Origin of the sequence: Paludisphaera mucosa (genome assembly GCF_029589435.1) — a bacterium.
Taxonomy (GTDB): domain Bacteria; phylum Planctomycetota; class Planctomycetia; order Isosphaerales; family Isosphaeraceae; genus Paludisphaera; species Paludisphaera mucosa.
Genome location: NZ_JARRAG010000002.1, coordinates 4,301,143 through 4,325,238, shown reverse-complemented (window position 1 = coordinate 4,325,238; position 24,096 = coordinate 4,301,143). Strand labels below are relative to the sequence as shown.

General features: G+C 69.1%; 17 protein-coding genes and 1 pseudogene. 7 read left to right on the top strand and 11 right to left on the bottom strand.

Annotated elements, in window-relative coordinates; translation table 11 throughout:
* Nucleotides 1–15 precede the first annotated feature (15 nt).
* Both PZE19_RS26640 and rtcA read left to right on the top strand, forming a co-directional pair.
* Nucleotides 16–951: a hypothetical protein gene (locus PZE19_RS26640; RefSeq protein ID WP_277863637.1), complete on the top strand. Its 936-nt coding sequence runs from the start codon at nt 16–18 to the stop codon at nt 949–951.
* A 264-nt stretch (nt 952–1,215) separates the two neighbouring features.
* Nucleotides 1,216–2,286, top strand: a complete 1,071-nt coding sequence (gene rtcA / locus PZE19_RS26635; RefSeq protein WP_277863636.1) for an RNA 3'-terminal phosphate cyclase — start codon at nt 1,216–1,218, stop codon at nt 2,284–2,286.
* A gap of 72 nt (nt 2,287–2,358) precedes the next feature.
* Here rtcA and PZE19_RS26630 read toward each other — a convergent pair whose 3' ends face one another.
* On the bottom strand, nt 2,359–2,784 hold the full coding sequence (locus tag PZE19_RS26630) for a ribosome-binding factor A (protein WP_277863635.1): 426 nt from the start codon (nt 2,782–2,784) through the stop codon (nt 2,359–2,361).
* 1,155 nt (nt 2,785–3,939) lie between these two features.
* Here PZE19_RS26630 and PZE19_RS33210 point away from each other — a divergent pair.
* Nucleotides 3,940–5,043 (top strand): annotated as a pseudogene (locus PZE19_RS33210) (recombinase family protein); the annotation flags it as partial.
* Nucleotides 5,044–5,891: 848 nt separating this feature from the next.
* Here the strand turns inward: PZE19_RS33210 and PZE19_RS33205 are convergent.
* The 3 genes from PZE19_RS33205 to PZE19_RS26615 form a co-directional block, all read right to left on the bottom strand.
* Entirely contained in the window at nt 5,892–6,206 is a 315-nt protein-coding gene (locus PZE19_RS33205; RefSeq protein ID WP_368411387.1) for a transposase, read from the bottom strand.
* A 76-nt stretch (nt 6,207–6,282) separates the two neighbouring features.
* Nucleotides 6,283–7,194, bottom strand: coding sequence for a class I SAM-dependent methyltransferase (locus PZE19_RS26620; RefSeq protein ID WP_277863633.1), 912 nt, complete (start codon nt 7,192–7,194; stop codon nt 6,283–6,285).
* Nucleotides 7,195–7,297: 103 nt separating this feature from the next.
* Nucleotides 7,298–9,358 (bottom strand): TerD family protein, encoded by a 2,061-nt coding sequence (locus PZE19_RS26615; protein ID WP_277863632.1) that lies wholly within the window; start codon nt 9,356–9,358, stop codon nt 7,298–7,300.
* A 215-nt stretch (nt 9,359–9,573) separates the two neighbouring features.
* Between PZE19_RS26615 and PZE19_RS26610 the strand changes: the two genes are divergently transcribed.
* Both PZE19_RS26610 and PZE19_RS26605 read left to right on the top strand, forming a co-directional pair.
* A complete protein-coding gene (locus PZE19_RS26610; protein WP_277863631.1) occupies nt 9,574–9,966 on the top strand; it encodes a hypothetical protein in 393 nt (130 codons plus the stop codon).
* Nucleotides 9,967–10,137: 171 nt separating this feature from the next.
* Nucleotides 10,138–12,276, top strand: a complete 2,139-nt coding sequence (locus PZE19_RS26605) for a hypothetical protein (protein WP_277863630.1) — start codon at nt 10,138–10,140, stop codon at nt 12,274–12,276.
* A gap of 15 nt (nt 12,277–12,291) precedes the next feature.
* Here PZE19_RS26605 and PZE19_RS26600 read toward each other — a convergent pair whose 3' ends face one another.
* From PZE19_RS26600 to PZE19_RS26570, 7 genes are all read right to left on the bottom strand, one after another.
* Nucleotides 12,292–13,968, bottom strand: a complete 1,677-nt coding sequence (locus PZE19_RS26600) for an alkaline phosphatase family protein (RefSeq protein WP_277863629.1) — start codon at nt 13,966–13,968, stop codon at nt 12,292–12,294.
* 1,019 nt (nt 13,969–14,987) lie between these two features.
* Nucleotides 14,988–16,004, bottom strand: a complete 1,017-nt coding sequence (locus PZE19_RS26595; RefSeq protein ID WP_277863628.1) for a lipase family protein — start codon at nt 16,002–16,004, stop codon at nt 14,988–14,990.
* The gene (locus PZE19_RS26590) at nt 16,001–16,360 is read right to left on the bottom strand and encodes a hypothetical protein (RefSeq protein ID WP_277863627.1); all 360 of its coding nucleotides are present in this window, start codon (nt 16,358–16,360) and stop codon (nt 16,001–16,003) included. Before PZE19_RS26590 ends, PZE19_RS26595 begins: the two co-directional genes overlap by 4 nt.
* Entirely contained in the window at nt 16,299–17,357 is a 1,059-nt protein-coding gene (locus tag PZE19_RS26585) for a hypothetical protein (RefSeq protein WP_277863626.1), read from the bottom strand. The genes PZE19_RS26590 and PZE19_RS26585 overlap by 62 nt, the downstream gene beginning before the upstream one ends.
* A 344-nt stretch (nt 17,358–17,701) precedes the next feature.
* Nucleotides 17,702–18,202: a DinB family protein gene (locus PZE19_RS26580; protein ID WP_277863625.1), complete on the bottom strand. Its 501-nt coding sequence runs from the start codon at nt 18,200–18,202 to the stop codon at nt 17,702–17,704.
* 110 nt (nt 18,203–18,312) lie between these two features.
* Nucleotides 18,313–18,705 carry a hypothetical protein gene (locus PZE19_RS26575; RefSeq protein WP_277863624.1) on the bottom strand — a complete coding sequence of 131 codons (393 nt, stop codon included), beginning with the start codon at nt 18,703–18,705 and terminating at the stop codon, nt 18,313–18,315.
* Between the two features lie 93 nt (nt 18,706–18,798).
* Nucleotides 18,799–19,830 (bottom strand): DUF3500 domain-containing protein, encoded by a 1,032-nt coding sequence (locus tag PZE19_RS26570; RefSeq protein ID WP_277863623.1) that lies wholly within the window; start codon nt 19,828–19,830, stop codon nt 18,799–18,801.
* Nucleotides 19,831–20,097: 267 nt separating this feature from the next.
* Between PZE19_RS26570 and PZE19_RS26565 the strand changes: the two genes are divergently transcribed.
* Nucleotides 20,098–20,679 (top strand): sigma-70 family RNA polymerase sigma factor, encoded by a 582-nt coding sequence (locus tag PZE19_RS26565; RefSeq protein ID WP_277863622.1) that lies wholly within the window; start codon nt 20,098–20,100, stop codon nt 20,677–20,679.
* On the top strand, nt 20,676–24,089 hold the full coding sequence (locus PZE19_RS26560) for a WD40 repeat domain-containing serine/threonine protein kinase (RefSeq protein WP_277863621.1): 3,414 nt from the start codon (nt 20,676–20,678) through the stop codon (nt 24,087–24,089). Before PZE19_RS26565 ends, PZE19_RS26560 begins: the two co-directional genes overlap by 4 nt.
* Nucleotides 24,090–24,096 lie beyond the last annotated feature (7 nt).

Here is a 24,096-nt window from a genome sequence, read left to right as displayed (position 1 = left end):
AAAGGATTCCGCCCCATGCGTGCGAAATGGGGGTTTTCGGCCGTCGCGTCGCGGCGGGCCGTTCTCGGCCTTCTGGCCGCGGGGGCGGCCGGCGTCTGGGGCTGCAACCCGCACAAGGACCAGATCCGCCCCGACAACCTTCTGGACCGGATCGGCCGCCGCCAGGGCGAGGTCATCGAGCCCAAGAAGTGCGCGCTCCGCATGGCGGTCCTCACCCGCCCCTTCCGCGACCCGCTCGTCAACGAGGCCGCCTGGAGGGCCGTCGACGAGCAGGCCGTCGCCCCCGAGGAACGGCTGGCGCTGCAGGCCAACGGCATCCGCATGGGCCGGATCACCGGCGACCTCCCCCGCGAGCTGGAGGCGCTGATGAACGCGCCGCCGCCGAACAAGGTCGAGCCGGTCACGTTCCTCGTCCCCGAGGGGACTCAGGAGCTGCTCACGCTCAGCGACGGGGTCGACGAGGCGAGCCTGCTGCTGAACCTCGACCGCCACGTCACCGGCCGCGACTACGCCATGGCCAGCGGCTTCTACCGCGTCACGCCCGAGCACCACGAGTCCGACGCGGTCTCGCTGCGGTTCACGCCCGAGATCCACCACGGGCCCGTGCAGCGATCGTACCAGCCCCTCCAGCAGCCCACGCCGTACGCGCTGCAGGAGTTCAAGATCGCCGACGGCCAGCAGCAGGACGCCCTCCGCGACCTGACCACCACCCTCGTCGTCGAGCCGACGCAGGCCGTCGTGCTGGGCTGCCTCCCCGACCAGGAGCGGAGCCTCGGCGCCTTCCTGTTCACCGCGGCGGGCGAGCATCCCGACCAGCGCAGCCAGCGGCTGGTGCTGATCTGGGCCGAGCGCAACCAGCGCGGCGTGATCGACGAGAAGCCCGCGAAGTCGGCCGCCGGCCGCGACGCCGGCCCCCGGCCCACCCCGGCCAAGGACGAGGTCGCCGGCTAGGACGACCCGCAAGAGCGTGAAGCACCGGATCCGGCCGCCGGGGTCGGCGTCCCGTTGACCCCGCATCGAAGGAGCGCGACCATGGAAGGCGACATCGGACCCGGGGACCGGCGGGAGCGCCCCTCGACGGAGATCGAACCGAACCCCGCCGGGGCGTGTCGGAAGCGCTGGACCAGCCATGCGGCGCATCAGGCGGCCTCGGGACCGTTGCGGCCGTCGTGGGCCTCTCCCCCCAGCCCCCGGATCTCCAGGGAATCGCGCGCCGTGTCGTCTCCCCAGCCCCCGTCGGAATCACTCGTCGTCCTCGACGGCTCGCGCGGCGAGGGGGGCGGGCAGATCCTCCGCACGGCCCTGTCGCTTTCGCTGCTGACCGGCAAGCCGTTCCGGATCGTGAAGCTCCGCGCCGGCCGCGACAAGCCGGGCCTGCGTCCGCAGCACAAGATGGCCGTCGAGGCCGCCGCCCTGCTCGGCCGCGCCGAGGTCCTCGGCACCGAGGTCGGCTCGCGCGACGTCGTCTTCCGCCCCGGCGCGGTCGATCCCCGCGACCTGACGATCGACATCGGCACCGCCGGCTCGACCGGCCTGGTGCTCCAGACCCTGCACCTGCCGCTGGCCATGCGCGCCGAGACCGCCGCCCGCGTGGTCCTGACCGGCGGGACGTTCAACCCCAAGGCCCCGCCTTACCCCTTCCTCGAGCAGACCTGGCGGGCGCACCTGACGCACATGGGCCTGGCCGTCGCCCTGGCGACGCCCGCGGCCGGCTTCTACCCCCGCGGCGGCGGCCGCCTCGAGGCCTGGATCGAGCCCGGTACGCCCAAGCCCTGGGTCCGCACGACCCGCGGCGACCTGCTGCGGATCCGCGGCGTCGCCGGGACCGCCAACCTCCGCGAGGACGTCGCCCGACGCCTGCGCGACCGGGCCCTGACCCGCCTCGCCGAGGAGGGCTGGAACGTCGACCTGGAGATCGAGACCGCGACGTGGCCCAGCCCCGGCCAGGGAGCGGCGATCAGTTTGACGGCCGAGCACGCCGGCTCCGCCCCCGCGACGTTCGTCGCCGTCGGCGAGCGCGGCAAGCCCGCGGAGCTGGTCGCCGACGAGGCCGTCGACGAGCTGCTGGATTTCCTCGGCGTCCCCGACGCCGCGGTCGACCCCCACTCGGCCGACCAGATCCTGCTGCCGCTGGCCCTCGCCGAGGGCCGCTCGGTCTACACCGTCTCGCGCGTGACCGAACACCTCCGCACCAATGCGGGCACCATCCGCGCGTTCCTCGACCGCGAGGTGGCCATCGAGGAAGCCGTGGCCGTCGACCAGCCGGGCCGGGTCGTCGTGGGCTGACGCCCGACGCGTCCGGGATTCGTCGCGAGATTCAGGCCGCCGCGCCGAAAGGCGCGGCGGCCTCGACCGTTTTCAGGCCTCGATCTCGACCGGGGCGATGTGATAGATCAGCACCGGCGCGCGCTTGCGGGTGATCGCCTGGGCGATCTCGCCGCGGAGGTGGCCCGAGGCCCGCGACAGGTGGTCCTCGACGCGGCCGAAGGCCCCGGCGTCGTCGCACGCCAGGGCGACGGTGAGCCGCGAGGCGTCGGGCGCGGGCTCGACGTTCAGGACCCGGAGGCTCTGGAGCAGCGGATCGCCGCAATCGGCGAGGACCTCGCTCAGCGTCACCGCCACCTGGTGGCAGAGCTGCATCGCCTTGCGGCTCGTCGGCTCCGAGGGCCCGCCGCCCCGGCCGGCGCGGCGTCGCCGCGCCCCCGGGAGCCGCGAGCCTTCGCGGTCGATCGCCTCGCCCGGGATCCAATCCTCACTCCGGCGCAGGGGGAAATGACGTCCCATGATCGTCCTCGTTCCTCATCATTAAGCAAGCGGCTACGCGTAAAGAATCCCTTGGCTCAGCCCGACGCCGCGCAAGGAAAAGCGACGCCGGCCGCCGGCGCGATTCGACGCGCGGCGGGACGAAGGGGAGACGGCCCGATTTTCGAACGGAGCTTCCGCGAAAGGCGCGGCGATCCGCACGATCATCCGCCCGGGGTCGAGACGCGCGAGGGCGTCGCTCGGCTCAGGGGCGGTCCGTTGCAGGTTCGAACGGAGAAATCGGGCCCGACGAGTCAATAGGGCGGGTGGATGGAGACATCGTCGGGCTCCTTCGCGTGTGGAAAGGAGAGGTGGCAACGCGTGCGATACGCAAGAACTACGATCGACCGTGCGCCTCCATTCTAGCCCCGGGATCGCCGGCCGGCAACACGGCCTTTCCGGACGCGCCGCCTCCGCGGCGGGTTCGCGCCGAGGCCGGCGGCCGGCCGGGGGGGCGGAGAAACTCGGCCGCGATCCGATCCTGGTCGAACGTCGCGGCGGCGCCGACGACCCGAGCCGGACGAACTCGAGCCCTGATGACTCGATCCATTCCGCCGTCCGCTCGTCCCACCTGAGCTTCCTGCCGATCCGCCGGGCGTCTTGCCGCCCGTGGTGGTCGCTGATCGCGACTCAGAGGCTATCCGATAACCAATCCCTGATTTCCTCGGTATTTGAACGGCGTGGGAGGATTGCGCGAGTCGGGGCCGACGTGCGAAGCACGCGGTGGATCGAACCGACTATGATCATGGCCTCGGATGACCGCTCCAGCCGCTCGAAGTCGCGGCTGTTGCGCCGCGAGCGACCGATCCATGCGAACGTCCGCTCGATGGTCTAATCGCAAATGACAAATTCTGCCTGGCACGCTCCCGCCGGCTGGCCCTGAGGCCGCGCCGGCCCAGATGATCCGGGCGGGCCCTGGGCTTGTCCCGTACCTTCTCCCCGAGGCACATCGCCTCGGGGAGGCGGCCATGCACCACGACTGGCGGACCACCCGCCGATTCGCGTCCCGCCCGGACGGGCAGCGCCGATGGGATCGCGCCTACCAGCTGCTCCTGGGCTGGTCGCCGTCCGGCCCCGGGCCGGCGCGAGCCAAGCCCGACGAGCCGGGCCATCCCACCACCGCGGAGGAGACGACCGATGAAGATCGCGATATATGCACGCGTCTCGACGCAGCGGCAGGCCGAGGCGCAGACCATCGACGAGCAGATCGGGCGGCTGCGGGAGCATGCCCGAGGCCGGGGCTGGGACCTCCAGGAGGCGAACGTCTTTCGTGACGACGGCTACAGCGGGGCCGCGCTCAAGCGGCCCGGACTCGACCGCCTCCGCGACGCGGCGGCCATGGCCTCGTTCGACGCGATCCTCCTGACCGACCCCGACCGGCTGGCCCGCAACTTCGTCCACCAGACCCTCCTGCTCGAGGAGCTGCAGTCCAAGGGCTGCAGGGTCGAGTTCCTCGACCGGCCGATGTCCCGGGACCCGCACGACCAGCTCCTGCTCCAGATCCGCGGCGCCGTCGCCGAGTACGAGCGGACCTTGATCGCCGAGCGGACGCGCCGCGGCCGCCAGCGTCGATATCGGGCCGGGGAGATGCTGCCGTGGACCCGGGCCCCGTACGGCTACCGGATGGCGGTCGACAGGCCCCGCGACCCCTCGGGCGTCCACCTCGACCCGTGCGAGGCCGCGGTCGTCGCCGAGATGTTCGCCTGGTACTCCGAGGGACGACGCACGCTCCACGGCCTCGTCGACCATCTACGCGACCTCGGCGTCCCTTCGCCCTCGGGCAAGGCGTGCTGGAGCGACGCCTCGGTCCGCGGGATCCTCCGAAATCCGGCCTATACGGGCCGCGTCTACGCCGGACGGCACCGATACCGCGAGGCCCGAGCGCGACGCTCGGCGACCCACCCGATCGGCCGCCCCCACGGGACGGCCGAGCCGACGCCGCGCGACGAGTGGATCGACGTCGGGCCGATCCCCGCGGTCGTCGATCCGGGGCTGTTCGAGCGAGTGCAGGCGAAGCTGGCGGCCAACCGGTCGTTCTCGTCCCGCAACAACAAGGTCGGATCCTATCTGCTGCGGTGCCTGGTCAGCTGCGGCCACTGCGGCCTGGCGAGCATCGCGAGGCGACGCCCGCCCCACTACGGCTACTACACCTGCACCGGCAAGTCCCGGGCGGCGCGGAATCGCAACGGGGCGACCTGCGGCTCGCGGTTCATCCCGGCGGCGGTCCTGGACGACCTGGTCTGGGGCGACCTATGCGAGCTGCTGCGAGATCCGGCCGCGGCGGGCGGGGCGTTCCGTCGGGCGGCCGCCGGGAGCTGGCACCCGCAGGAATTCCAGGCGAGACGGGAGCGGCTGCGGCAGGGGAAGGCGTCGTTGTCGGGCCAGCTCGATCGGCTGACCGAGGCCTACCTCGGCGGCGTCGTCCCACTGGAAGAGTATCGCCGCAGGCGCGGGGAATTGGAGTCGAGGCAGCAGACCCTGGCCGAGCAGGAGGCCCGGCTCGCCGGGGAATCGGAACGCCTCGACGAGGTCGTGGGCATGGCGGCGACGCTCGAAGCGTTCTGCGGGCGGATCGCCGCCGGGCTCGAGACGGCGACGTTCGACGGGAAGCGGCAGTTGGTCGAACTGCTGGTCGACCGAGTGGTCGTCACGGGCGACGAGGTCGAGATCCGCTACGTCCTGCCCACGAGCGATAAAAGCGAGAACATCCGCTTTTGTCATTTGCGTTCAGACTATCTCGACGACCCACCGCTTGGCGACCTTCACGAACCCGACCGATCCGGGCGGCCGCTCGACGACCTCCACGGCGTAGGCGCCGGTCCGGTCGTCGCCCGCGAGCCAGGCGGCGAGCGAATGGTTGCGATACTTCGCGTCGCCTCGCACCGACTCCCGCCGCGCGCATCGCCCGGCCGTCAGCCTCGCCAGGACGTGCCGCGCGTGCGTCCCTCGTCGAGGTCCGCCGCCGCCAGCGCGACGAGCAGCAGCCCCCTCGAGTCGATGATGTGGCGTCTGCGGCCGCGGAGCAACTTGCCGCCGTCGCAGCCCCGCGTCCCGCCGACTTCCGTCCCCTTGACGGTCTGGCTGTCGATTCAGGCGACCCGCGGCGCCGGGTGGCGGCCGGACGCCTTGCGGACCTTGCGACGCAACTCCTCCTGGATGCGTTGCCAGGTGCCGTCGTCCCGCCAGCGGGCGAAGTGGTCGTGGACGGTGCTCCGGGCCGGCAGGTCGTGCGGCAGCATGTCCCACTGGCAGCCGGAGCGGTTAAGGTGCAGGATCGCGTCGACGACCTCGCGCACGTCGACGACCCTCGGCCGTCCGTCCGCATTGACCGGGATCAAGGGCTCCAAGACCGCCCATCGCTCCTCGCTCAGATCCGAGGGGTAGGGCTTGCGCACGGCGGCCATCCTTGGGGGCCGGAGATGAAGCTGCGTCCCTTCACCCCTTCAGTTTACGGGCCCCACGGACTTACCGGATAGCCTCTCACCCTTCCGTCGGCCGCAATGACGTCGCGGTCCCGACGCCCTTGGGCTCCATGCCGAACGGCTGCCAGCTGGTCCCGTGCTTCGCCGCGACCAGCGACTTCACAGGGGACGCGTTCTTCTCGATGACGAGCGCGAACGGATAGAAGTGGATCGAATGGATGGCCTCCTGGAAAGGAGTCGCGTCACTGACGACTCCGGCCTGCACGCCATCGGGATGGGTCCTGGCGGCCATAGCATTCAGATTTTGGACCAGCCCGGCCGCGTAGGCTCCGAATTGGTTCGTGTCGCCGTGGATATCTTCGCAGATGAACACCCCGCCGGGCCGAAGATGGGGCAGGATCTCCTCCAGGGTGATCCGTTGTTGATGGGGGGCGTGTCCGCCGTCGTCGATGGCGATGTCCAACGTCGGGACCTCGCGACGGAAGCGTTCCCAGAATCCACGATCCCCCTGGTCGCCGATGAAAATCCGGGTGTCCGGCCCTTCATAACATCTGGTCGACGGCTCGATGTCCAGCCCGTAAATCTGCGACCCGGGCCCGAAGTAGTCCCGCCACATGCCGAGAGATCCGCCGCTGTAAATCCCCACCTCCAATAGGTGCGGGCTTCGGCCGACGAATTTCTCCAGGTGCCGGCGATAAAGCTCGAAATATTGTCGCCACTTCCAGATGCCGGGCCCTTCCATGTTCGCGTCATAGTAGCGTTCCAGCCCGCCCGGCGGCTCGGGGTCGGTCGGGCTCGTCCCCTGTCCCATGTAATCGCGCGGGCTGCGCGGCCAGGTCAGGCCGTCGGCGAGATCTCTCGCCATCAGCCAGCCCCGCCCCCAACGACGAACCTGCCTCGGGATGAATCGTCTGATTGTAAACCTCTCGGGCATCTTGGTTTGACTCGGGCTGGTGGTGGCGAGCTCCATGCCCGACCAGTCTAATCACATCTCACCTGCGAGGGCAAGCGAGAACGACCGCCGCGCCATGCGCGCTGCGGGTTCACGCCGAGGATGGCGGCCGGGCCGGGCGTCAGAGAAACTCCGCCGCGATCCGATCCTGGTCGAACGGCGTGAGCCCGCGGTCGACGGCGAAGACGGAATCCGCGGCGTCGGCGTCGCCGGTCTGCTCGCCGCGGGCGCGGGCGTGGAGGTCGAACAGGGTGTAAAGGTCGGGCTTGCGCAGGCTGGTCAGGGCCCGGACCAGCAGCGAGACGCCGCGGAGGTTGCCGGCGACGTTGTTGAAGAAGAGCGGATGTCGCCTCAGGGCCACGTCGGCCCAGACGACCTCGCGCGACTCCAGGTCGAAGATCGCGGGCAGGCAGATCGTCGTGTCGGCGGCGAGGTCCACGCGGTCTACGACGGTCCTGGGCTCGAAGACCTCGCCCGAGGCCGGCTCGCTCCGGGCCATCCAGCCGGCGAAGCACTCGGGGAGGTCGCGATACGCCTGGCCGCTGAAGCTGTTGAGGCTCATCACGACGTAGCGCACCCCCTGCTCCGCGCAACGGGCCATGTCGACGTCGATGAACTCCGCCGCGCCGTGGGGGGCGTCGACGACGTCGCCGCTGTGATGGGCGGCGAAGTTCTTGAGGTTGTAATACGTCACGCCGTCGATATAACGATAGTCGCGGCCGTACATCGCCGCCGAGAGGTCGACGTCGACGCGGCGCGTTGCGTTGCGCCACCAGACGAACATGCGCAGCGTCGTGCAATCCGGCAGCGGGAGGCGGCTGCCCCGCGTCAGCGTGCGGAGCGACTTCGAGGCCGATCGCCGCGCGAACGGCACCAGATACGACTTCAGGCGCGGGTCGACGTAGCAGGCCCCGAGCGGCGGCAGCGCGGCGAAGCGATCGAGGAGCGCCCGCTCGCAAGCCTCTGCGACCCGATCCGCGACGCCGGCCGGCAGCGGCGGCAACGTCTTCTCGGTCGCGTAGACCTTGGCGACCTGGCCCTTGGGGAAGAACGCGCGCAGGGGCTCGGGCTCGTCGCGGCGGCGGAAGTGGGCGTGGACCTGCAACAGCACCGGCGTCGAGACGTCGGCCGCGCGGCGCGCGAACGTCGCGATCACGGCGTCCGGGGCGTCGCCGAGGCGGAGCAGATGGTCGAGCCTACGGGCCAGCTCGCCGGGCCGGGCGTGGAGGAAGTCGAGCACGGCCCCGACGTCCCCCTTCCCGAGCCCTGCCTCGACCAGGCTGTTGAACGAGCGGTGGGGGCGGTCGTTGCGGAGGACGTCGAACGCGTCGGCGGCCTGCGGGAACCGCTTCGCGTATTCTCCCGGGTGCAGGCGCTCTCCCAGCCTGATCCAGCGCGGCTTCCAGCGGAGCATGTCCTCGACGCGATTCCCCGCCCGTTCGACCCAGCCCAGGAGCGTCGCCCGCTCGCGGCGGGAGAACGGGCCGAACTTGCACGCCTCGGCCAGCGAGACGTCGCCGTCGCTGAGCGCCACGGCGACGCGCAGGGCGTCGGTCGCGGTCTTGACGTGCGGGTCGACGACCTCGACGAGCCCCGGCGCATGCCGCATGAGGGCCGCGGCCAGGGTCGCCAGGTTCTCCTTGCAGGGGAAGCCGTCCGGCAGGCGGGGGCGGATCGCCTCGCGGAACTGGGCGACGAACCACCGCACGTCGGCGACGTCCTCGGGCGAGTACGCGACCTTCGACGCGGCCAGGGTCGCGAGGATCGATCGGAAGTCCTCGCGATCGCCGAGGCGCAGGACGCGGAGCGGCGTCGATTCGACCAGCGCCGGCCGCTCCGCCGCCTCGTCCTCGGGGCGATCGAGCGTCGTGTAATGGACGATCGCGTTGAAGTACAGCTCGGCGTCCGAGGCCGACATCACCTGCTCGGGGAAGCCCGGGTAGAACGGCTTGAACGGTCGGTGGGCGCCGACGAGCGTCTCCAGGTCCTTCACCAGGCGGCGATAGAATTGCTCGACGCGATGCGGCGGCGACGTCCTGAGCCGCTCGATCACGTCGGCCGCGAGCACGAAGCCGAGGCTTTCGAGGTTCTTCTGGAGCGTCGCCAGGACCTCGAGCGGCGTGGTCCCGGAGCCGTCGGGGATGAGGACCCGGGAGCGCCTGCGCACGTAGATTTCGTTCATGCCCAGCCCCGGGCCGAGGGAAGTGGCGTGGCGGAAAGCGGAGACCCTAGAACGGAGTTGGTAGAGAAGGAAGGACCTCCAGAGCCGCCACGCCTGTACGCTAACCGATCGCCGACGCGCCCTCAACCCTCCCGCGGACTTGCGGCGAGGGCGAGCCGATGCAACAAGAGACGTCGGGGCAGGCGCAGGTTCGCGCCGACCGGGGAGGATCGATCATGAATCCGCACGAGCTGCGCGTCGTCGAGAGCCTGCAGGCGGGCAAGGTCACCTGCAAGACGGCCCACGGCCATTCGATGGAGCCGATCGTCCCGAGCGGGTCGCGCCAGACGCTCGTCCCCGTGCTCGCGCAGGCCGAGGCCGAGCGACTGGGATGTCGGCATTACGAGGCGGGCGTGGAGGTGAATGAGGGCGAGTCGTGGTACATCACCCCGGATGAGGTCCAGGTCGGCGACCCCGTCTTCTGCAAGGTCGCGAACTTCTACACGCACGAGGTCCACAAGATCGCCGGCAAGCCGGGCGACCGCGAGTTCTACATCGGCCGACACGACAAGAAGCGCTACAACGGCTGGACGCGCAAGGTCTACGGCAAGTGCATCAAGGCGGAGTAGTCGCGACGTCGACGGCCGAGTTATGGAAAGAAGAGCCCGGATCGGATCCGCAAACTGGATCGCCCGGGACGCCCGGCTTACAATCGCCGCGCCGCGCAACGCCATTCGGCGTTTTCTTGCGAGCGATCCATTCGGCCTCTCGGCCGTTGTTTATCGGGGAAGGGAATTCCGATGCCGCGTCCCGAACGAGGTCTCCGCGCGCCGTCGTCGAGCCTGAGGATCGTCCTCGCGTGCGGCCTGCTCGCGACGGCCGGCGCGACGGCCGCCCAGGACGCGCCGGGTCGGTCGCCGTCTCGTCTGGCGCCGGCTCAAGGGCTGACCTTCTACCTCGAATACGACGGCCTCGACGCGCACGCCGAGGCGTGGAAGGGCACCGCGGCCCGGGAGGTCCTGAACGGGACGCCAGCGGGGGCGCTCATGACGGAGTTCGCCCGCGGGGGGCTCGATCGATTGCTCAAGGTTGCGACGACCGGTCCGCTGACCGCGGCCGACCTGATGGCTTTCGAAGATCAGCTCGTCCACCGCGGGTTCGCCGTCGCGTCGTACGAGAACCGGGGCGTCTCGCGTACGGTCTTCATCCTGCCGAGGGGCGAGGACCCGGAGGCGCTGGGCCGCTTCCATCGCATCCTCCGGTTCCTGCTCAAACCCGAGGACGGCATGGAGCCGATCGCGACGCGGACGCGGGGACGCGACGTCTATGCGTTCCGCCGGCCCCAGGTTCCCGACGCCCCGGCCGGGGACGAAGGCGCGGACGAGGGGCCGACGTGGTGGATCGAGGACGGCTCGCTGATCTTCCTCGGCGGGCCGAACGTCGATTATGAGAAGGTCTCGCAGGACCCCGACGTCCTCAAGAAAATTCGCGACGCCCTGGAGAAGAAGGGGGCCGACGACGCGGTGGACGCCATCGATCCGCACGCCGGCCTGCTCAAGAAGGCCCTCGCCGCCCTGGAGAAGAAGGGCCCCGACGTCGTCCTGGACGCCATCGAGGGGAAGACGCCGAAGGCTTCGAGCCACCCCGGGCTCGCCGCGGCCCGGGAGCAAGGGCGGGACCTCGCCGGCTTCGTCCCCGCCGGGCTCTTCCTCTTCGAATCGGTGACGGGCGGCGGCGTGGTCGCCGAGCAGCGCGCCCGGTTCGCGACGCCGTTCCCGGTCGATGCCGACGTGGCGGACGCCGCGGGACTGGGCCGATCGGGCCGGGTCGTCGGCCGCTGGGGGTTCCGGGGCAAGGCCCTGCTGACCGACGTCCGCTTCGAGGCGAACGGGCCGTGGAGCGGCATGGCCGGCATGCTCGACTCGGCGGGCCTCCGCAAGGACCGGCTGCCGCCGATCCATCGCGGGTCGGGGGCGTTCGCCGTCGGTTCGTTCCGCCGCGGCCTCGATCCCGAGTCGCTGGCCGTCCTGCGGGTCATGAAGTTGACCGCCGGCGCCGCCTGGTACTTGGAGGTCGCCGACCGCGTCCTGGCAGATCCGGAGAACCGTCGGCTCGTTGCGGCGGTGGTCGACCGGCTGGGGCCGACCGGGTGCGTCTACAACGCAGTAGGGGAACGGGCCGCGGGCGTTACGTTGCTCATGAGCGACCGGGACGTCGCGGCGCTCGACCAGGCGCTGGGAACGGCGGTCGCGCGGCTCAACGCGTTCTTCCGCGAGGAGGAGTTCGGCCCCGGCGACCTGGCGAAGCCCGACGCTCGGCCGCCGGCCCTCGCCCTGGAGCGCCTGCCGGCGCCCGATCGAGGCTACCGCCTGACGTCTCCATCCGGCCGGATACCGTGGATCACGGAGCTGGCGCAGCCGACCATCCTGCTCGGCGAGGCCTTCGCGGTCGTCGCCTTCAACCCGGACCTGGCCCGCGCAGCCGTGACCGCGGAGTTACAACCCGCGGCTCGTTGGGAGCCGTCGGGCGCGGTCGTCGAGGCCCTCAAGGTCCTGCCGTCGAATCCGTCGCTCCTGATCGTCGGCGCCCCGAGGGATTCGCCCTGGCCGGACCTGATCGCCGATCTTTCCGATGCGTGTGGGGACTTCTCCACGACGTTGGACGGCATCCTGCAGATGGCCGATCCGGCCGGCGTCGGGAACTCGGGGCTGCTCACCTTGCTTGGCACGCGGGAGCCGTCCGCCCCGGCCCCATCGCCGAAGGCCGACGACTTGCGGCGACTCCTGTTCCCGAGCGTCCTCGCCGCGACGATCGACGACCGCGGCCTGCGCATCACCAGCCTTGAGGCCCTCCCCTTCGCCTGCCTGCCCGTGACCTACGAGACCGAGGGGACCGGCCCCGCCATGACCATGAAGTTCGGGCTCAAGTCGAAGCGATGAGAGGGCCGTCGGGCTTCAGAGGTATCCCAGGTCGGCCAGGCGGCTCTGGATGGCGGCGTCGTCCTCGGCGGCGTAGGCGGATGCGACGGCGGCGGCCTGGTCGTCGGAGTGCTCGTCGCGGCGGTCGGCCGTGGCGGCGAGTTCGGGGGTGAGGAGTTCCGAGAGGACGCGGCCGTCCATGTCGGCGGGGACGGGGACGCCCAGCAGGTGGAGGACGGTCGGCGCGATGTCGAGCAGGTTCGCGCCCCGGGGGGCGGTGTGGGGCTCGACGCCGGGGCCGCCGGCGATCAGCACGCCTTCCATGCGATGGTCGCCGGTCGGGCCGAAGGCGGGCGAGACGACCTTGTGGGTGGTGAAGTCGTGCAGGCCGATGGTGCGGTACTTCCAGTCCTTGAGCGTCACGGTCAGGTCGGGCGCCTTCTCGGCGTACGGGCCGTGGTAGAGGTCGGCGGCCTCGTGGACGTGCTCGACCAGGGGCTCGCCGGTCTCGGGGTTGGGGATCGCCGTCAGGCCGGCCTTGATCTCGTCGAGCAGGGCGCGGGCCTCGGCGGGGTCGACGCAGCCCTGGGGCTGGCGGCCCTTCAGGTTCAGGAAGATCTGGCCGAAGTTCCCCTGGGCGTAGGCCCGGGTGCGCGACCAGTCGATGTGCTCGCGCGAGAGGAACGTCTTCTCGCCCAGGCGGTCGATCCAGCTCTCCTGCTTGCCGCGGAACCGGGCGACGCGGTGGCCGGCCATGCCGAACTTGCTCATCAGGCCGTAGAACCACTCGGGCGTCACGCCCCGGCGGTAGAACCAGTGCTTCTGCTTGACGTACAGGCTGTCCTTGAGCGCGATGTAGCCCTTCTCCAGCAGCCAGACGTTGAAGTTGACGTAGTGCTCGATCGCGCCGAAGCCGTGGTCGCTCATCAGCAGGAACGTCGTGTCGGAGTCCGCCCTGTCGATGATCGCGCCCAGGCCGCGGTCGAGCGTCTTCCAGAACTCCAGAAGCTTGGGCCGGAGCGCGTTCAGGGCGGTCTCGCGGCCCTTCGCCGCCGCGTGGGTCGTGTCCCAGGCGTGCCACAGCTCATGGCCGAAGCGGTCGGTGGCCATGAGGTCGAACATCAGCAGGTCCCAGGGGCAGCGGCCCATCAGGAACTCGATCGTCTTCAGATGCTGGTCGAGGAACGCCGTCAGGTCGTCGACCACGGCCTCCTCGTTGTCGCCGTCGTGGATCGTGGTCGACCAGGCGCGGTAGGGGCCGACGGCGCGCTCCAGCTCGGCGAAGAGCGCCGGGTCGCTGGAGAAGTCGGGCGCGTTCTCGGGGCTGAGGAAGTCGCCGAGGTAGAAGCCGGGGAAGTCCTGGGCCGGCCGCGGGGGGTAGCTCATCGGCACGCCGCCGGCGATCGTCTTCTTGCCGTGCCGCGCGGCGACCTCCCAGATCAGGTCCGAGCGGATGGCCCGCGACGAGTTGACCCGGCCCTTCATGGGGTCGTGGCCGTGCTCCAGGAACTCGAAGACGCCGTGCTTGCCCGAGTTCTTCCCGGTCATGACGCCCGTCCAGGCGACCGGGCTGAGCGGGGGGAAGACCGACCGCAGCTCGCCCGACGCCCCGCCCTTGCGGAGGCGTTCGAGATTCGGCAGGAGCCCCTCGGCGGCCAGGGGGCCCAGGATGTCCCAGGTCGCCCCATCCAGCCCCAGCACCATGACCTTCATCGCCGATCGATCCTTTCCCTTATGCTCGCCCGAACTCCGAAAGTCCGCGTGTTTTCCTCAGCTTCCAAGATTTCGGCCGCCGGCGTCAACGGCGCTTGATCCTGGCGAGGCGCAAAGGAGCACGCAGGGCGGTCGATCCATTGTGCCACCCGGAATCGCCGAGCGCCTGATCTCACGCTTCGAATTTGTGCACGAATTTCGGGCAGGATCGGATGACTTCGTGGGCAAGAACGAGATGGTTGATGGGTTCCGGGCGGGCGACGAGCGGCCTGTTGAAGGCAGTCGAAGAAATTTATCGGGGCCTATATTCTGGCCTGGCAAAGATTTAAGGAAGAAATGCGCGGGGTTTGCGAGAATCTTCAAGTCTTGGGCACGGCTCGTGCTTTACACCCTCTCATCGCAAGCGACAAGGGCCTGAAGGAGACGGATGGCTCGGTCGCTTCTCCAAATCCCACCTAGAGATCCGGCGATTCGTCGGGTCTCGGCAGCCTTCACGAGCAAGCGTCGTTCTCCCTGGCTGTGCCCGGCTCCCTCGGGGGGAGCCGGGCTTTTTTATTTCCACCGTAAATCGATACTTGTAAGCGAATTTAATCCTCTGTATTTCCCATTGATTTTCGTGGATCGAAACGCTTTCGGCTCCTAAGCGTATCAAGTTCTAGGGATCAAGTCGCAGCCAAGGTCCCCGGGGCGGATGGTGTCGCCTTCTCGAACCTCGCCACAGTCGCCATCGGCTCGATGATGGGTGCCTGAGCGTTCGACCGCCTCAAATCCTGGACGGCGCAGGTTGGAGCCTGATGATGAGCCCGAGTCGGGCTGGTGTCGATGAGCAACCTATTAACCGACGTGGGGATCAGGCCGACCGGATGGGGCAGCGGAACGGGATGGAGAATTTCCAGAAGCCGGTGCTTTACTGACAGGCGTTTACCGCGGCCACCAGCGTCGTCCAGATGCCATATCACACCTGGATGGACATGGTGCGCGAGCCTAGGCGGGAGGTGCCGCAAGGCAGAGGCCGATGATCAACCCCTGAGCCAGCGATAAACGAAGAAAGCGGCGATGGCAATTCCCAGGGTCACCATCGTCCAGAAAAATCGACGATTTGGCCCCGCGTCTGGGAGGTTGATCGCTTGCCTATGCGGCTGGCCACGCAGGAAGGGTACCCAGGTATCCCGGTAGGTCGGAGTGGAGAAATAATCTGAATGGCGGAAATGTGCGTGGCATATCTGCGCCAGCCTTCCATCCTGTTCGCCAAATCCGTAAATCCCGGCTTGGCCCGCGTCTTTCACGACGTAAGTGGCGACCCACGCCCAGAAATCCTGGCTGCCGTGATCGTTCAGCGCGGCATTCGCCAGCCCTTCATCGAAGCAAGTCTTCCAGGGGTAGTCGGTTTCAACGATGCAGCCGCAAAGGATGATCCGATTGAACCGTAGGTTGTGAACCCGCATCGCCTTGGCGACGAGATACGTTCCAAAGCTGTGCGCCACGATCGATGGACGCGTGTCGCCCGTGTCCTCGCAGATTTCGTCGTAGAGGCGCTTGAAATGCTCGACCTTGCGACGCCGGAGGAAGGGGAGGAGCAGCCAGACAAAGATGAACACGTCGTAATCCATCGTACGCGGGCGAAACCCTGCGTCCTTCAGCTCTCTCGACAGGTCTTTCATCCAGGGCGCGATCGTCTGAATGCCGTGGATGATTATGACGACGGGAGGTTTATACGAAGCGGGTCCTTCCATGGTCGCATGCGAAGTCGCCAACGCGCTGCCCTCTCCGAAGTAACTCATGCTTAAGAGAAGGCCTTCCTCGATCACCTCTCGCGCATTGTCAATCCTTCGAGATCCCTGAGGGGGGGAAGTTAAGGCGGAGACCATCAACCTCAGCGTTTTGCATGTCTCTGGGATTGCGCCCATGCTCGCCCAACGTCGTTCGGCTTCGAGCAGTTGGATGCTGGTCACATGTCCGTCGCCGATAAGCTTCAAGGCGTCGTCCACGATCCGCGCCGAGAGCATTTCCGCATCGGGGGCTTCCCCTTCGCTCATCGATCGGTGCCCACGTAGATCGGGATGACCTCCGCATTGTCCGTCGGAAACACCCGGTCGGTGGTGTCGAGGGCCTTTGTAGGAATCTCCTCAAGCGAATCGAAAAACCGATCGGCCAGCGCGTAGTTGGTGGGGGCGATAAGGCCGAACTTGCCTTTGATCAGGCCGTGCTTCTCAAGCACCACGAGCGCGAACGCGAGCTGCGCCGCATTCACCTCGGGGCGTTCGGAGACGATCCGCCGGATGTCGATGTAATCGACGTGCGGGTTCGCCATCCTCCAAGCGGCGAGCGATTCAAGCGCCGGGCGCGCCTGCGGGATCTTGTCGTAGAAGTCTGAGAAATTGGTCGGTAGCATGCTGGACCGCCCTTCCGGTAGTCCTCGCCCTGACATGAATCGTATGCGCCCCGTGCTTTCCGACGACGGTCCTGAGGTCGCCCGACGCATCGTGGCTGTCCCGGTCGAGATGCCAGGTGACCACCAGTTCGCTGCACAATCGATACAGCCGGATCGCCTTTTCGCGAGTGATGTTGCTCATCAAGTGGTCTCGACCTGATGGCGTGGAAAATTTAGCGAATCCCATCTGCTCGTCCCGCACGCGGGCGTCGCCGAGCCTGCACAGATCCACGTAGGATTCGTGCTCCTCTATCAATCTCATGCAGGCAGGCGTCAGATTCAAGGGCTCGAAATCGCCTTCCTTCAGGCCGCCGCCGATCGCCGTCCAAAGGCCGGCCACCTCCGCGTAAAGCTCGTTCCGGGTCGGTCGCTGCGGGATGCGCATCTCCAGAATGCCTTCAGGCCGCCATCGAACCAAGAGCACTTCCCGCCTGAGCCGCTGCCGCCACATCTGGACTTCCAGGCCCGCGCTGACGGGCTTGCGCTCCGATGGTTCCCATCGCTTCTTCCCCAGGTATCGCTTGGCCACCCACCCCGACCCTAGGCTACCTGTGGGACCGATGCGAAAATCGGCCCAAACCTCCCCTTCGGGCCTGGCGAGGACTTTGGGGAACTCCAGCCGCTCTTGCCAACCCACCCCCAGAACGCCCTCGGCCACCGCTTCCGCATCGCTAGCCGCCGCCGCGACGTCGGGAGTGTTGGCCCTATAGAGGAATACGTACTGCCGCCCCGATTCTTCGGCGTCCACGAGCATGTCGATGATGGCGTCAGCCAGGCTCTCTTCTTTCGCCGCTTCCTTTAGCGACTCAAATACAATTTGGTCTTTCTTTCCAGAAGATTTAATATCTGGATTGATTTTTTTGGCGTCTCGGAGGAAATTCTCAATTCGCGTATGGCTGCAGATGTTGGAAACCTGCTTGAGGATGGGTTCGAAATCCTCGACGCGGTATTTCGGCATCAAGCTAATCCCGGTTTGGAGATTGGGACTCTGTCGAACGCATGCGGGCAAGCACGATTCTTCCCCAGGGTAACTCGCCCGTACTCTGAGTTGTAGGGGCGAAGTACTGGAAAATCGGGTGTCAGACGCCGCATGATGGCTGACTTTATGGTGTACAAATGGGTCATCCGCGGGATATAGCCGTCCCAGGCCTTCTCCATCGAAAATTGTCCTTCCTCAAATCTATTGAAGAAAGGGTTACGGCGAGCTTCCATTTCCCTCGGGGGGAGCCGGGCTTTTTTGCACGCGTCGATCGCGCTGGTCAGTGCCCTGCCCGCTCCCCTCTACGGGATGTCGCCCAGCTCTCACTCGTCGCCCGAAGGCCCGTACATCCCGGGGACCGGGAGGTCGTTCAGGCGGAGGTAGACGCAGAGGATGGCGCGGTGGTGGATCAGGTGGTTGAGCACGAAGCCGCGGATCATGGCCGCGCGCGGCATGGTGAAGATCGGTTGGCCGCCCTTCGCCAGCGTCCACGGCGCGCCCACGTCTTCGTCCTTGGCCTCCTGGATCGCCTTGCGGCCGGCGGCGACGTTGCGGTCGAAGTGTTCCAGGACCTCGCGGGTGGTGGTCAGCTTCGGTGACGAATACGCCTCGCCGCCGACGGGGGCGATGTCGAGCGAGGGCGTCGTCAGCACCACGGTGAGCCAGTGGGGGAGGTCCGCCATGTGGTTGGCGTTCCAGCCGATCGTGTGCGACTTCGGGTGGGCCTTCCAGTCGAACTTGTCGTCGGGAATTCGTTCGAGCACCTTGCGGGTGTTCGCCATCTCCTGATCGAACTCGGGCAGGAGGGTTTGCGCGTAAGTCATGAGGACCTCCCTGGGATCGGGGCGTACGGGCGTCTTCCACGAACCGCCGTGGATGGAAATCACTTTATCGGTGATTTGTCAACGTCTGTACACTGAATTCCGGGAGAGCTCTAGGCGTCGTCGCTCGGGACCTCCTCGATCTCGTCGGGGTAGTCGCAGGCCGCCTCGCCGAGCGCCTTGAGCAGGTACATGAACTGGAAGCCCGCCTGGGGCCATTGGGTCTTGAAGGTGTCGAGCCAGGCGTTGATCTCGCCGTCGCGAGGAGCGACCACCCTCACGAACTCGCGGACGTCCGCTTCGGGTTGCTTCTCGAAGTAGTCGCCCCGGGTGACGTCGCAGGGGATCGCCCAGCGCTCGACGTAGGGGATCAGGTCGCGAAGGGGCTCGGGCACCTGATCGGGCTCGACGTGGATGTCGGGCCGATTCTCGGCGTACCAGCCGTATTTGCGCTGCATCTCGTCGCCGGGGCCCACGTCGAATTCATGGCGATCGTCGTCGGGCATGAGTGTCGTCTTTGATTTCGAAAGTCGCTTCGACCGTTGCGCAAGATGCCGAGCCGGCGGCGTCCCTGGCGAACGCCGCCGGATCCGCGGCGATCAGACGGGGCGGGCGACGTTGAGCCAGGCGTGGACGTGAGGGGCGCCGCGGAAGTACCAGGAGAAGGCGGGGCCTTCGAGCTTCCAGATGTCCCAGACGCCGTCGTCGCCGATGTCGTCTTCCTTGTAGAAGGTGAGGCGGAGCTTGTCGACGCCGCCGCTGGCTTCGAGGCAGCGACGGACCTCGGCGGCGTCGACCTCGCGGAAGATGGCGAGCATGGTCTCGACGAGCTTGCGGGTCATGTCCTTCTGCTGGCCGTCGAGCGTGCCGATCGAGAGGCCGGTGGCGGCGAGCGCCTGGCCCTTGAGCTTGATCGTCTCGGAGTCGTCGGCCTCGGCGTCTTCCATGAGCGCCTGCTTGCGCTGGGCCTCGTCGAGGGTGGAGAAGATCTTGTTGGCCTGCTCGGCCTGGGGCCACCAGACGTTGTTCGTGTGCTTGGCGTCCTCGTCGAAGTTTCCGTTGGCGGCGTGGCCGTAGAAGATCGGGCCGCCGAAGGCCGAGCCGACGACGCTGTCGCCGTCGACGCGCAGGGTGTCGTGCCGGCCGGTGAGCACCCACTCGAACGGCTTCTCGCTCTCGGGTTCGCCGAAGACCGCGACGTGGTAGGCGTCGAAGCCCCCCGCGTCGTCCTTCATCTGCCGCATGAACCGCTCGTAGCCGTCCTCGCTGGAGAGGTCCTTCATGATCTCGCGGCAGAGCGCCTGCTGCTCCTTGTCGAGGTCGCGGATCGTCGGCTTGACGATGCTCCAGTTGTTCTTGACCACCGTCCGCAGCTGGTGGTCGAACGGGAAGCAGATCGCCTCGCGCTGCGACTTGGAGAGCGACTTGTAGAACCGCGCCACGGCCGTCTCGGCGAGGTCGGAGGGGCTGGGGCCGGCCTTCGCGGGCTTCTCGTCGGCCGCCCAGGCCGCGGCGCCGAGGCCCGGGACGGACGCCCCGAGCATCCCCGCGCCCAGGCTCCGCACGAAGTCGCGCCGCGACCAGTTCTCGCAGCATTCGGGCTTGTCCGACAGGGGGGCGTCGTTCGCCATCGCTTCGTCTCCTCGGCCCAGGGGCGTGCCCGGCGCGACCGCCGTGGGCCGTCGCGTCGCGATCCAGGATGTTCCACGGAGGTTCAACATAGTGCCGCCCCGGATCCCGCGTCAACAACGTCGAAGGCCGGCCGCGAAACCCGACGGCCCGCCGCGGAATCGCCGGTCCTTCGATTTTTGGCGTGAGAATCGACCCCGGACGTCGTCATCATGGGACGGTGGCGTCTCGGGAGCGGCTGCGGACCCCCGACGAGGGAGGACGGCGCGATGATCGAGCGGGCGAGGCGGGGCGACGCCGACGCGCTGGGGGAGCTGCTGGACCGCCATCGCGACCGCCTGCGCTCGGCGGTCGGCGGGCTGGTGGGGCCGTCGCTGCGGGCCCGGATCGACCCCTCGGACGTCGTCCAGGAGGCCTTCCTGCGCGCCGGCCGCGACATCGCGAGCTTCGAAGGGGGCGGCGAGCGCGAGTTCCTGGCCTGGCTCCGCCGCATCCTGGCGAACTGCCTGGCCGACCAGGTCAAGCACCACCGCCGCCGGGCGCGGAGCTGCGACCGCCAGGAATCGCTCGACGCCATGATCCGCCGGCCGCGGGGGCCGGCCCCGCGGGCCCTGATGGCGCGCGGGCCCTCGCCCAGCGAGGGGGCGGCGCGGCGCGAGCGGGCGCTGCTGCTGGCCGAGGCCGTCGAGCGGCTGCCCCACGACTACCGCGAGGTCTACCGCCTGCGCACGCTCCACCACCTGCCGTTCGAGGACGTCGCACCCCGCATGGGCCGGTCGCCGGGGGCCGTCCGGATGCTCTGGGCGCGGGCCCTGGAGCGGCTCAACGCCGAGCTGGAGGGCCGCGCGTGAGCGTCCCCGGCGAGGCCCCCGACGCGTCCGGGGGCGACGGCGATTCCGAGCTGGCCCGCGCCCTCGACGACTATCTCCGCGCCCTGGAATCGGGACGGCCGGTCGAAGCCGAGCTGCTGGCGGCCGTCCACCCCGAGATCGCCGAACGGCTGTTGGCCTGCATCCGGGTCCTCGACGTGACCGGCCGGCTCCCCGCCCCGCTCGACGACTCAGACGACGTCCCGGCCGGGGCCCGGCTCGGCGACTTCGTCCTGGTCCGCCCCGTCGGCCGCGGCGGCATGGGCGTCGTCTTCGAGGCCCGCCAGGTCAGCCTGAGGCGGCGGGTGGCCGTCAAGGTCTTGCCGTTCGCCGCGGCGCTCGACCCCCTGCGTCTGGGCCGGTTCCAGGTCGAGGCCCAGGCCGCGGCGCGGCTGCACCACACCAACATCGTCCCCATCTTCTCCGTCGGCTGCGAGCGGGGCGTGCACTATTACGCCATGCAGTTCATCGAGGGCCGCTCGCTCGCCGACTGGATCCGCGAGCGCCGCGGCGAGGCCCGCGACCTCGGGCTCGGCGGGACGGCCCGGACCGACGCCCCGCCCCCCACCGAGCCCGCGACGGACTTGGTCTCGGCGGCGGCCGGCGGCCCCCTCGCGTCGAGTTCCGAACCCCCGTCCGACTCGGGCCCCTGGCCGCGAGGCGTCGCCCACCACCGGGCGGCGGCCGGGTGGTGCGTGCAGGCGGCCGAAGCGCTGGAGCACGCGCACCGCCAGGGGGTGGTCCACCGCGACGTCAAGCCGTCGAACCTGATGCTCGACGCCCGCGGCGTCCTCTGGGTCACCGACTTCGGGCTCGCCCGCCTGGAGTCCGACCCCGGCCTGACCCTCACCGGCGACCTGCTGGGCACCCTCCGCTACATGAGCCCCGAGCAGTCGTCGGGCGACCCCTCGCGCGTCGACGAGCGGACCGACGTCTACTCGCTGGGCGCGACCCTCTACGAGCTGCTGACCCTCCGCCCCGCTCGCGAGGGCGCCGACCGCGACGCCCTGCTCGCCGGCCTGGCCTCGGGCGAGCCCCGCCGCCCCCGCGCCTGGGACCGCTCGATCCCCCGCGACCTGGAGACGATCGTCCTCCGCGCCCTGGGCCGCGACCCCGACCAGCGCTACCAGACCGCCGGCGAGCTGGCCGCCGACCTGCGGCGGTTCCTCGACGGCCGCCCGATCCTCGCCCGCCGCCCCAGCCCCTGGAAGCGCGTCGAGCGCTGGGTCCGCCGCCACAAGCCCCTCGCCGCCGCCCTGACCCTGTCCCTGCTGCTGGCCGCCGTCGGCTCCGCCGCGGTCCTCAGCCTCTCCTCCCGCAATCGCGACCTGGCCCGCATCCAGCGCCGGGCCGAGTACGTCCGCGACGTCGCCCAGGCCGGCCAGCACGTCCGCCGCAACAATCTTGAAGAGGCCGTCGACATCCTCTCCCGCCACATCCCCGTCCCCGGCGCCGAGGACGACCGCGACTTCGCCTGGCACTATCTCTGGCGTACCTGCCACGTCCAGCCCCGACGCCTCGAAGGCCACAAGGGCGACGTCTACCACGTCGAATACGCCCCCGACGGCCGCACCCTCGCCACCTGCGGAGCCGACGCCACCATCCGCCTGTGGGACGCCGATTCCGGCGCCCTCCTCCGCACCTTCCGCGGCCACGAGGGCGACGTCGACTGCGCCACCTTCGCCCCGGACGGACGCTCCCTCGCCAGCTGCGGCAATGACGGCACCGTCCGCCTCTGGAACGCCGACGACGAGACGAAGCCCTCCCGAATCCTCGGCCGGGTCGACGTCGAGGTCGTCTCGGTCGTCTTCTCGTCCGATGGCCGTTCGCTTTTCTCGGGCGATCACGCGGGCCGGCTGACGCGCTGGGAGCTCGCGACGGGCCGCGGGACCCTCGCCCCTGATCCGCTTGGATTTCGCATCCAGGGCCTGTCCATCTCCCCGGACGGACGAACGATCGCCGCGGCCTGCGATCCACCGCTGGGGATGCGCTGGTACGACGCGACCTCGCTGGAGGCGACCCGGAACGACGTCGCCCACGCCACCCGATGCGTCGCCTTCCATCCCTCGGGTCGCTGGGCGGCCACGGGGCACGCCGACGGCGCGGTGCGGGCCGGAGACCGCGAGGGCGAGGCCGGGGCGCGATATCGCATCTTCGCGAGCATGCCGGGCGGCGTCGAAGGCATCGCCTTCTCGCCCGACGGGCGACGGCTGGCCGCCTGTGGAGGCCGCGGCGCCCTGAACGTGTACGACGCCGCGACGGGGAGGATCCTCGACCGCCACACCGGCCCGACCGGTCGATACTGGTCCGTCGCATTCCCGCCGACCGGTGCGACCCTCGCGGCGAGCGGCGTGGACGGCGCCGTCGACCTCTGGATCCCGGAGGAGTCATCGACTCGCCGAGAGGCCGTCGCCGAAACCTCGATGAGCCAGGATCTCCGCCCGGCCTGGACCCCGGAGGCGCTGATCGGCGGCGAGACGAGGGCTGACTTCGTCCGGTTCTTCCGCTGGACGTTCGCCGACGGCCGCGTCGAGGACCTGCGCAAGGTGGGCCGATACTGGATGAATGCGGTCGCCGTCTCGCCCGACGGCTCCAGGGCGGCCGTCTCGTGGGACACCCCGGACGCTCGCCGATTCTGCCTCGTCGCCCTCGACGGTCGGTCCGAACCCCCGGACCAGCCCTTCCCACCGCCCGGCCACCCGCCGGCCGATCTCCGGCAGACCATCCGGTTCGAATTCTCACCGGACGGCTCCCGCCTCGTATCCAGCTATCGATCGCTCGCCCCGATCCAGGTCACGACGACGGTCGCGTGGGACCTATCCGACTGGCGAACTACTTCGATACCGCGGGGCTCGGAGGCCCCGCCGCGCTTCTTCCCGGACGGCCGGTGTCTGGCCCTGGCGACCACCGGGGGGCTCACCGTCTGGGACGTGGCGGGCGAGGTCGCCTCGGATCTCTGCGGCCGGAAGACCGGGTGGCCGAACGCGCTCGCGATCAGCTTCGACGGGACAATCGCGGCCGTGGGCTGCGAGTCCGGCGAGATCACCCTCGCGCCGACCCGACCCTCGTCCGACACCCCCCTCGTCATCGAGATGGGCTCGTCAATTCGATGTCTCGAATTCGACCCCGGCGGCCGACTCCTCGCCGCCGTCGACGGCGACGGGACGACGACCCTCCTCGACGTCGCGAGCGGCCGGCCCCTGCTCGCCCTCGACGGCCCCCCCTCCCCCCGGTCCGAACTCCGATTCTCCCCCGACGGCGCGACCCTCTCGCGCCTCGCCTACGGCCACGAACCGCCGATCCGCCTCATCACCTGGTCGACCAACCCGGCTTCCGCTCATGCCTTGCCTGCCCTGCCGGCCGGAACGACGGGATCCGCCCCGAAGCCGTGAAAACCGG

Excerpts from the sequence above, each read along its gene's own strand:
- PZE19_RS26565 (WP_277863622.1), top strand. The coding sequence starts at position 20,098 with ATGATCGAGCGGGCGAGGCGGGGCGACGCCGACGCGCTGGGGGAGCTG.
- PZE19_RS26615 (WP_277863632.1), bottom strand. The coding sequence starts at position 9,358 with ATGAACGAAATCTACGTGCGCAGGCGCTCCCGGGTCCTCATCCCCGAC.
- PZE19_RS26575 (WP_277863624.1), bottom strand. The coding sequence starts at position 18,705 with ATGCCCGACGACGATCGCCATGAATTCGACGTGGGCCCCGGCGACGAG.
- PZE19_RS26600 (WP_277863629.1), bottom strand. The coding sequence starts at position 13,968 with ATGAAGGTCATGGTGCTGGGGCTGGATGGGGCGACCTGGGACATCCTG.
- PZE19_RS26610 (WP_277863631.1), top strand. The coding sequence starts at position 9,574 with ATGAATCCGCACGAGCTGCGCGTCGTCGAGAGCCTGCAGGCGGGCAAG.
- PZE19_RS26640 (WP_277863637.1), top strand. The coding sequence starts at position 16 with ATGCGTGCGAAATGGGGGTTTTCGGCCGTCGCGTCGCGGCGGGCCGTT.
- PZE19_RS26605 (WP_277863630.1), top strand. The coding sequence starts at position 10,138 with ATGCCGCGTCCCGAACGAGGTCTCCGCGCGCCGTCGTCGAGCCTGAGG.
- PZE19_RS33205 (WP_368411387.1), bottom strand. The coding sequence starts at position 6,206 with ATGGCCGCCGTGCGCAAGCCCTACCCCTCGGATCTGAGCGAGGAGCGA.
- PZE19_RS26570 (WP_277863623.1), bottom strand. The coding sequence starts at position 19,830 with ATGGCGAACGACGCCCCCCTGTCGGACAAGCCCGAATGCTGCGAGAAC.
- PZE19_RS26595 (WP_277863628.1), bottom strand. The coding sequence starts at position 16,004 with ATGAGCGAAGGGGAAGCCCCCGATGCGGAAATGCTCTCGGCGCGGATC.
- PZE19_RS26580 (WP_277863625.1), bottom strand. The coding sequence starts at position 18,202 with ATGACTTACGCGCAAACCCTCCTGCCCGAGTTCGATCAGGAGATGGCG.
- PZE19_RS26620 (WP_277863633.1), bottom strand. The coding sequence starts at position 7,194 with ATGGAGCTCGCCACCACCAGCCCGAGTCAAACCAAGATGCCCGAGAGG.
- PZE19_RS26630 (WP_277863635.1), bottom strand. The coding sequence starts at position 2,784 with ATGGGACGTCATTTCCCCCTGCGCCGGAGTGAGGATTGGATCCCGGGC.
- PZE19_RS26585 (WP_277863626.1), bottom strand. The coding sequence starts at position 17,357 with ATGCCGAAATACCGCGTCGAGGATTTCGAACCCATCCTCAAGCAGGTT.
- PZE19_RS26590 (WP_277863627.1), bottom strand. The coding sequence starts at position 16,360 with ATGCTACCGACCAATTTCTCAGACTTCTACGACAAGATCCCGCAGGCG.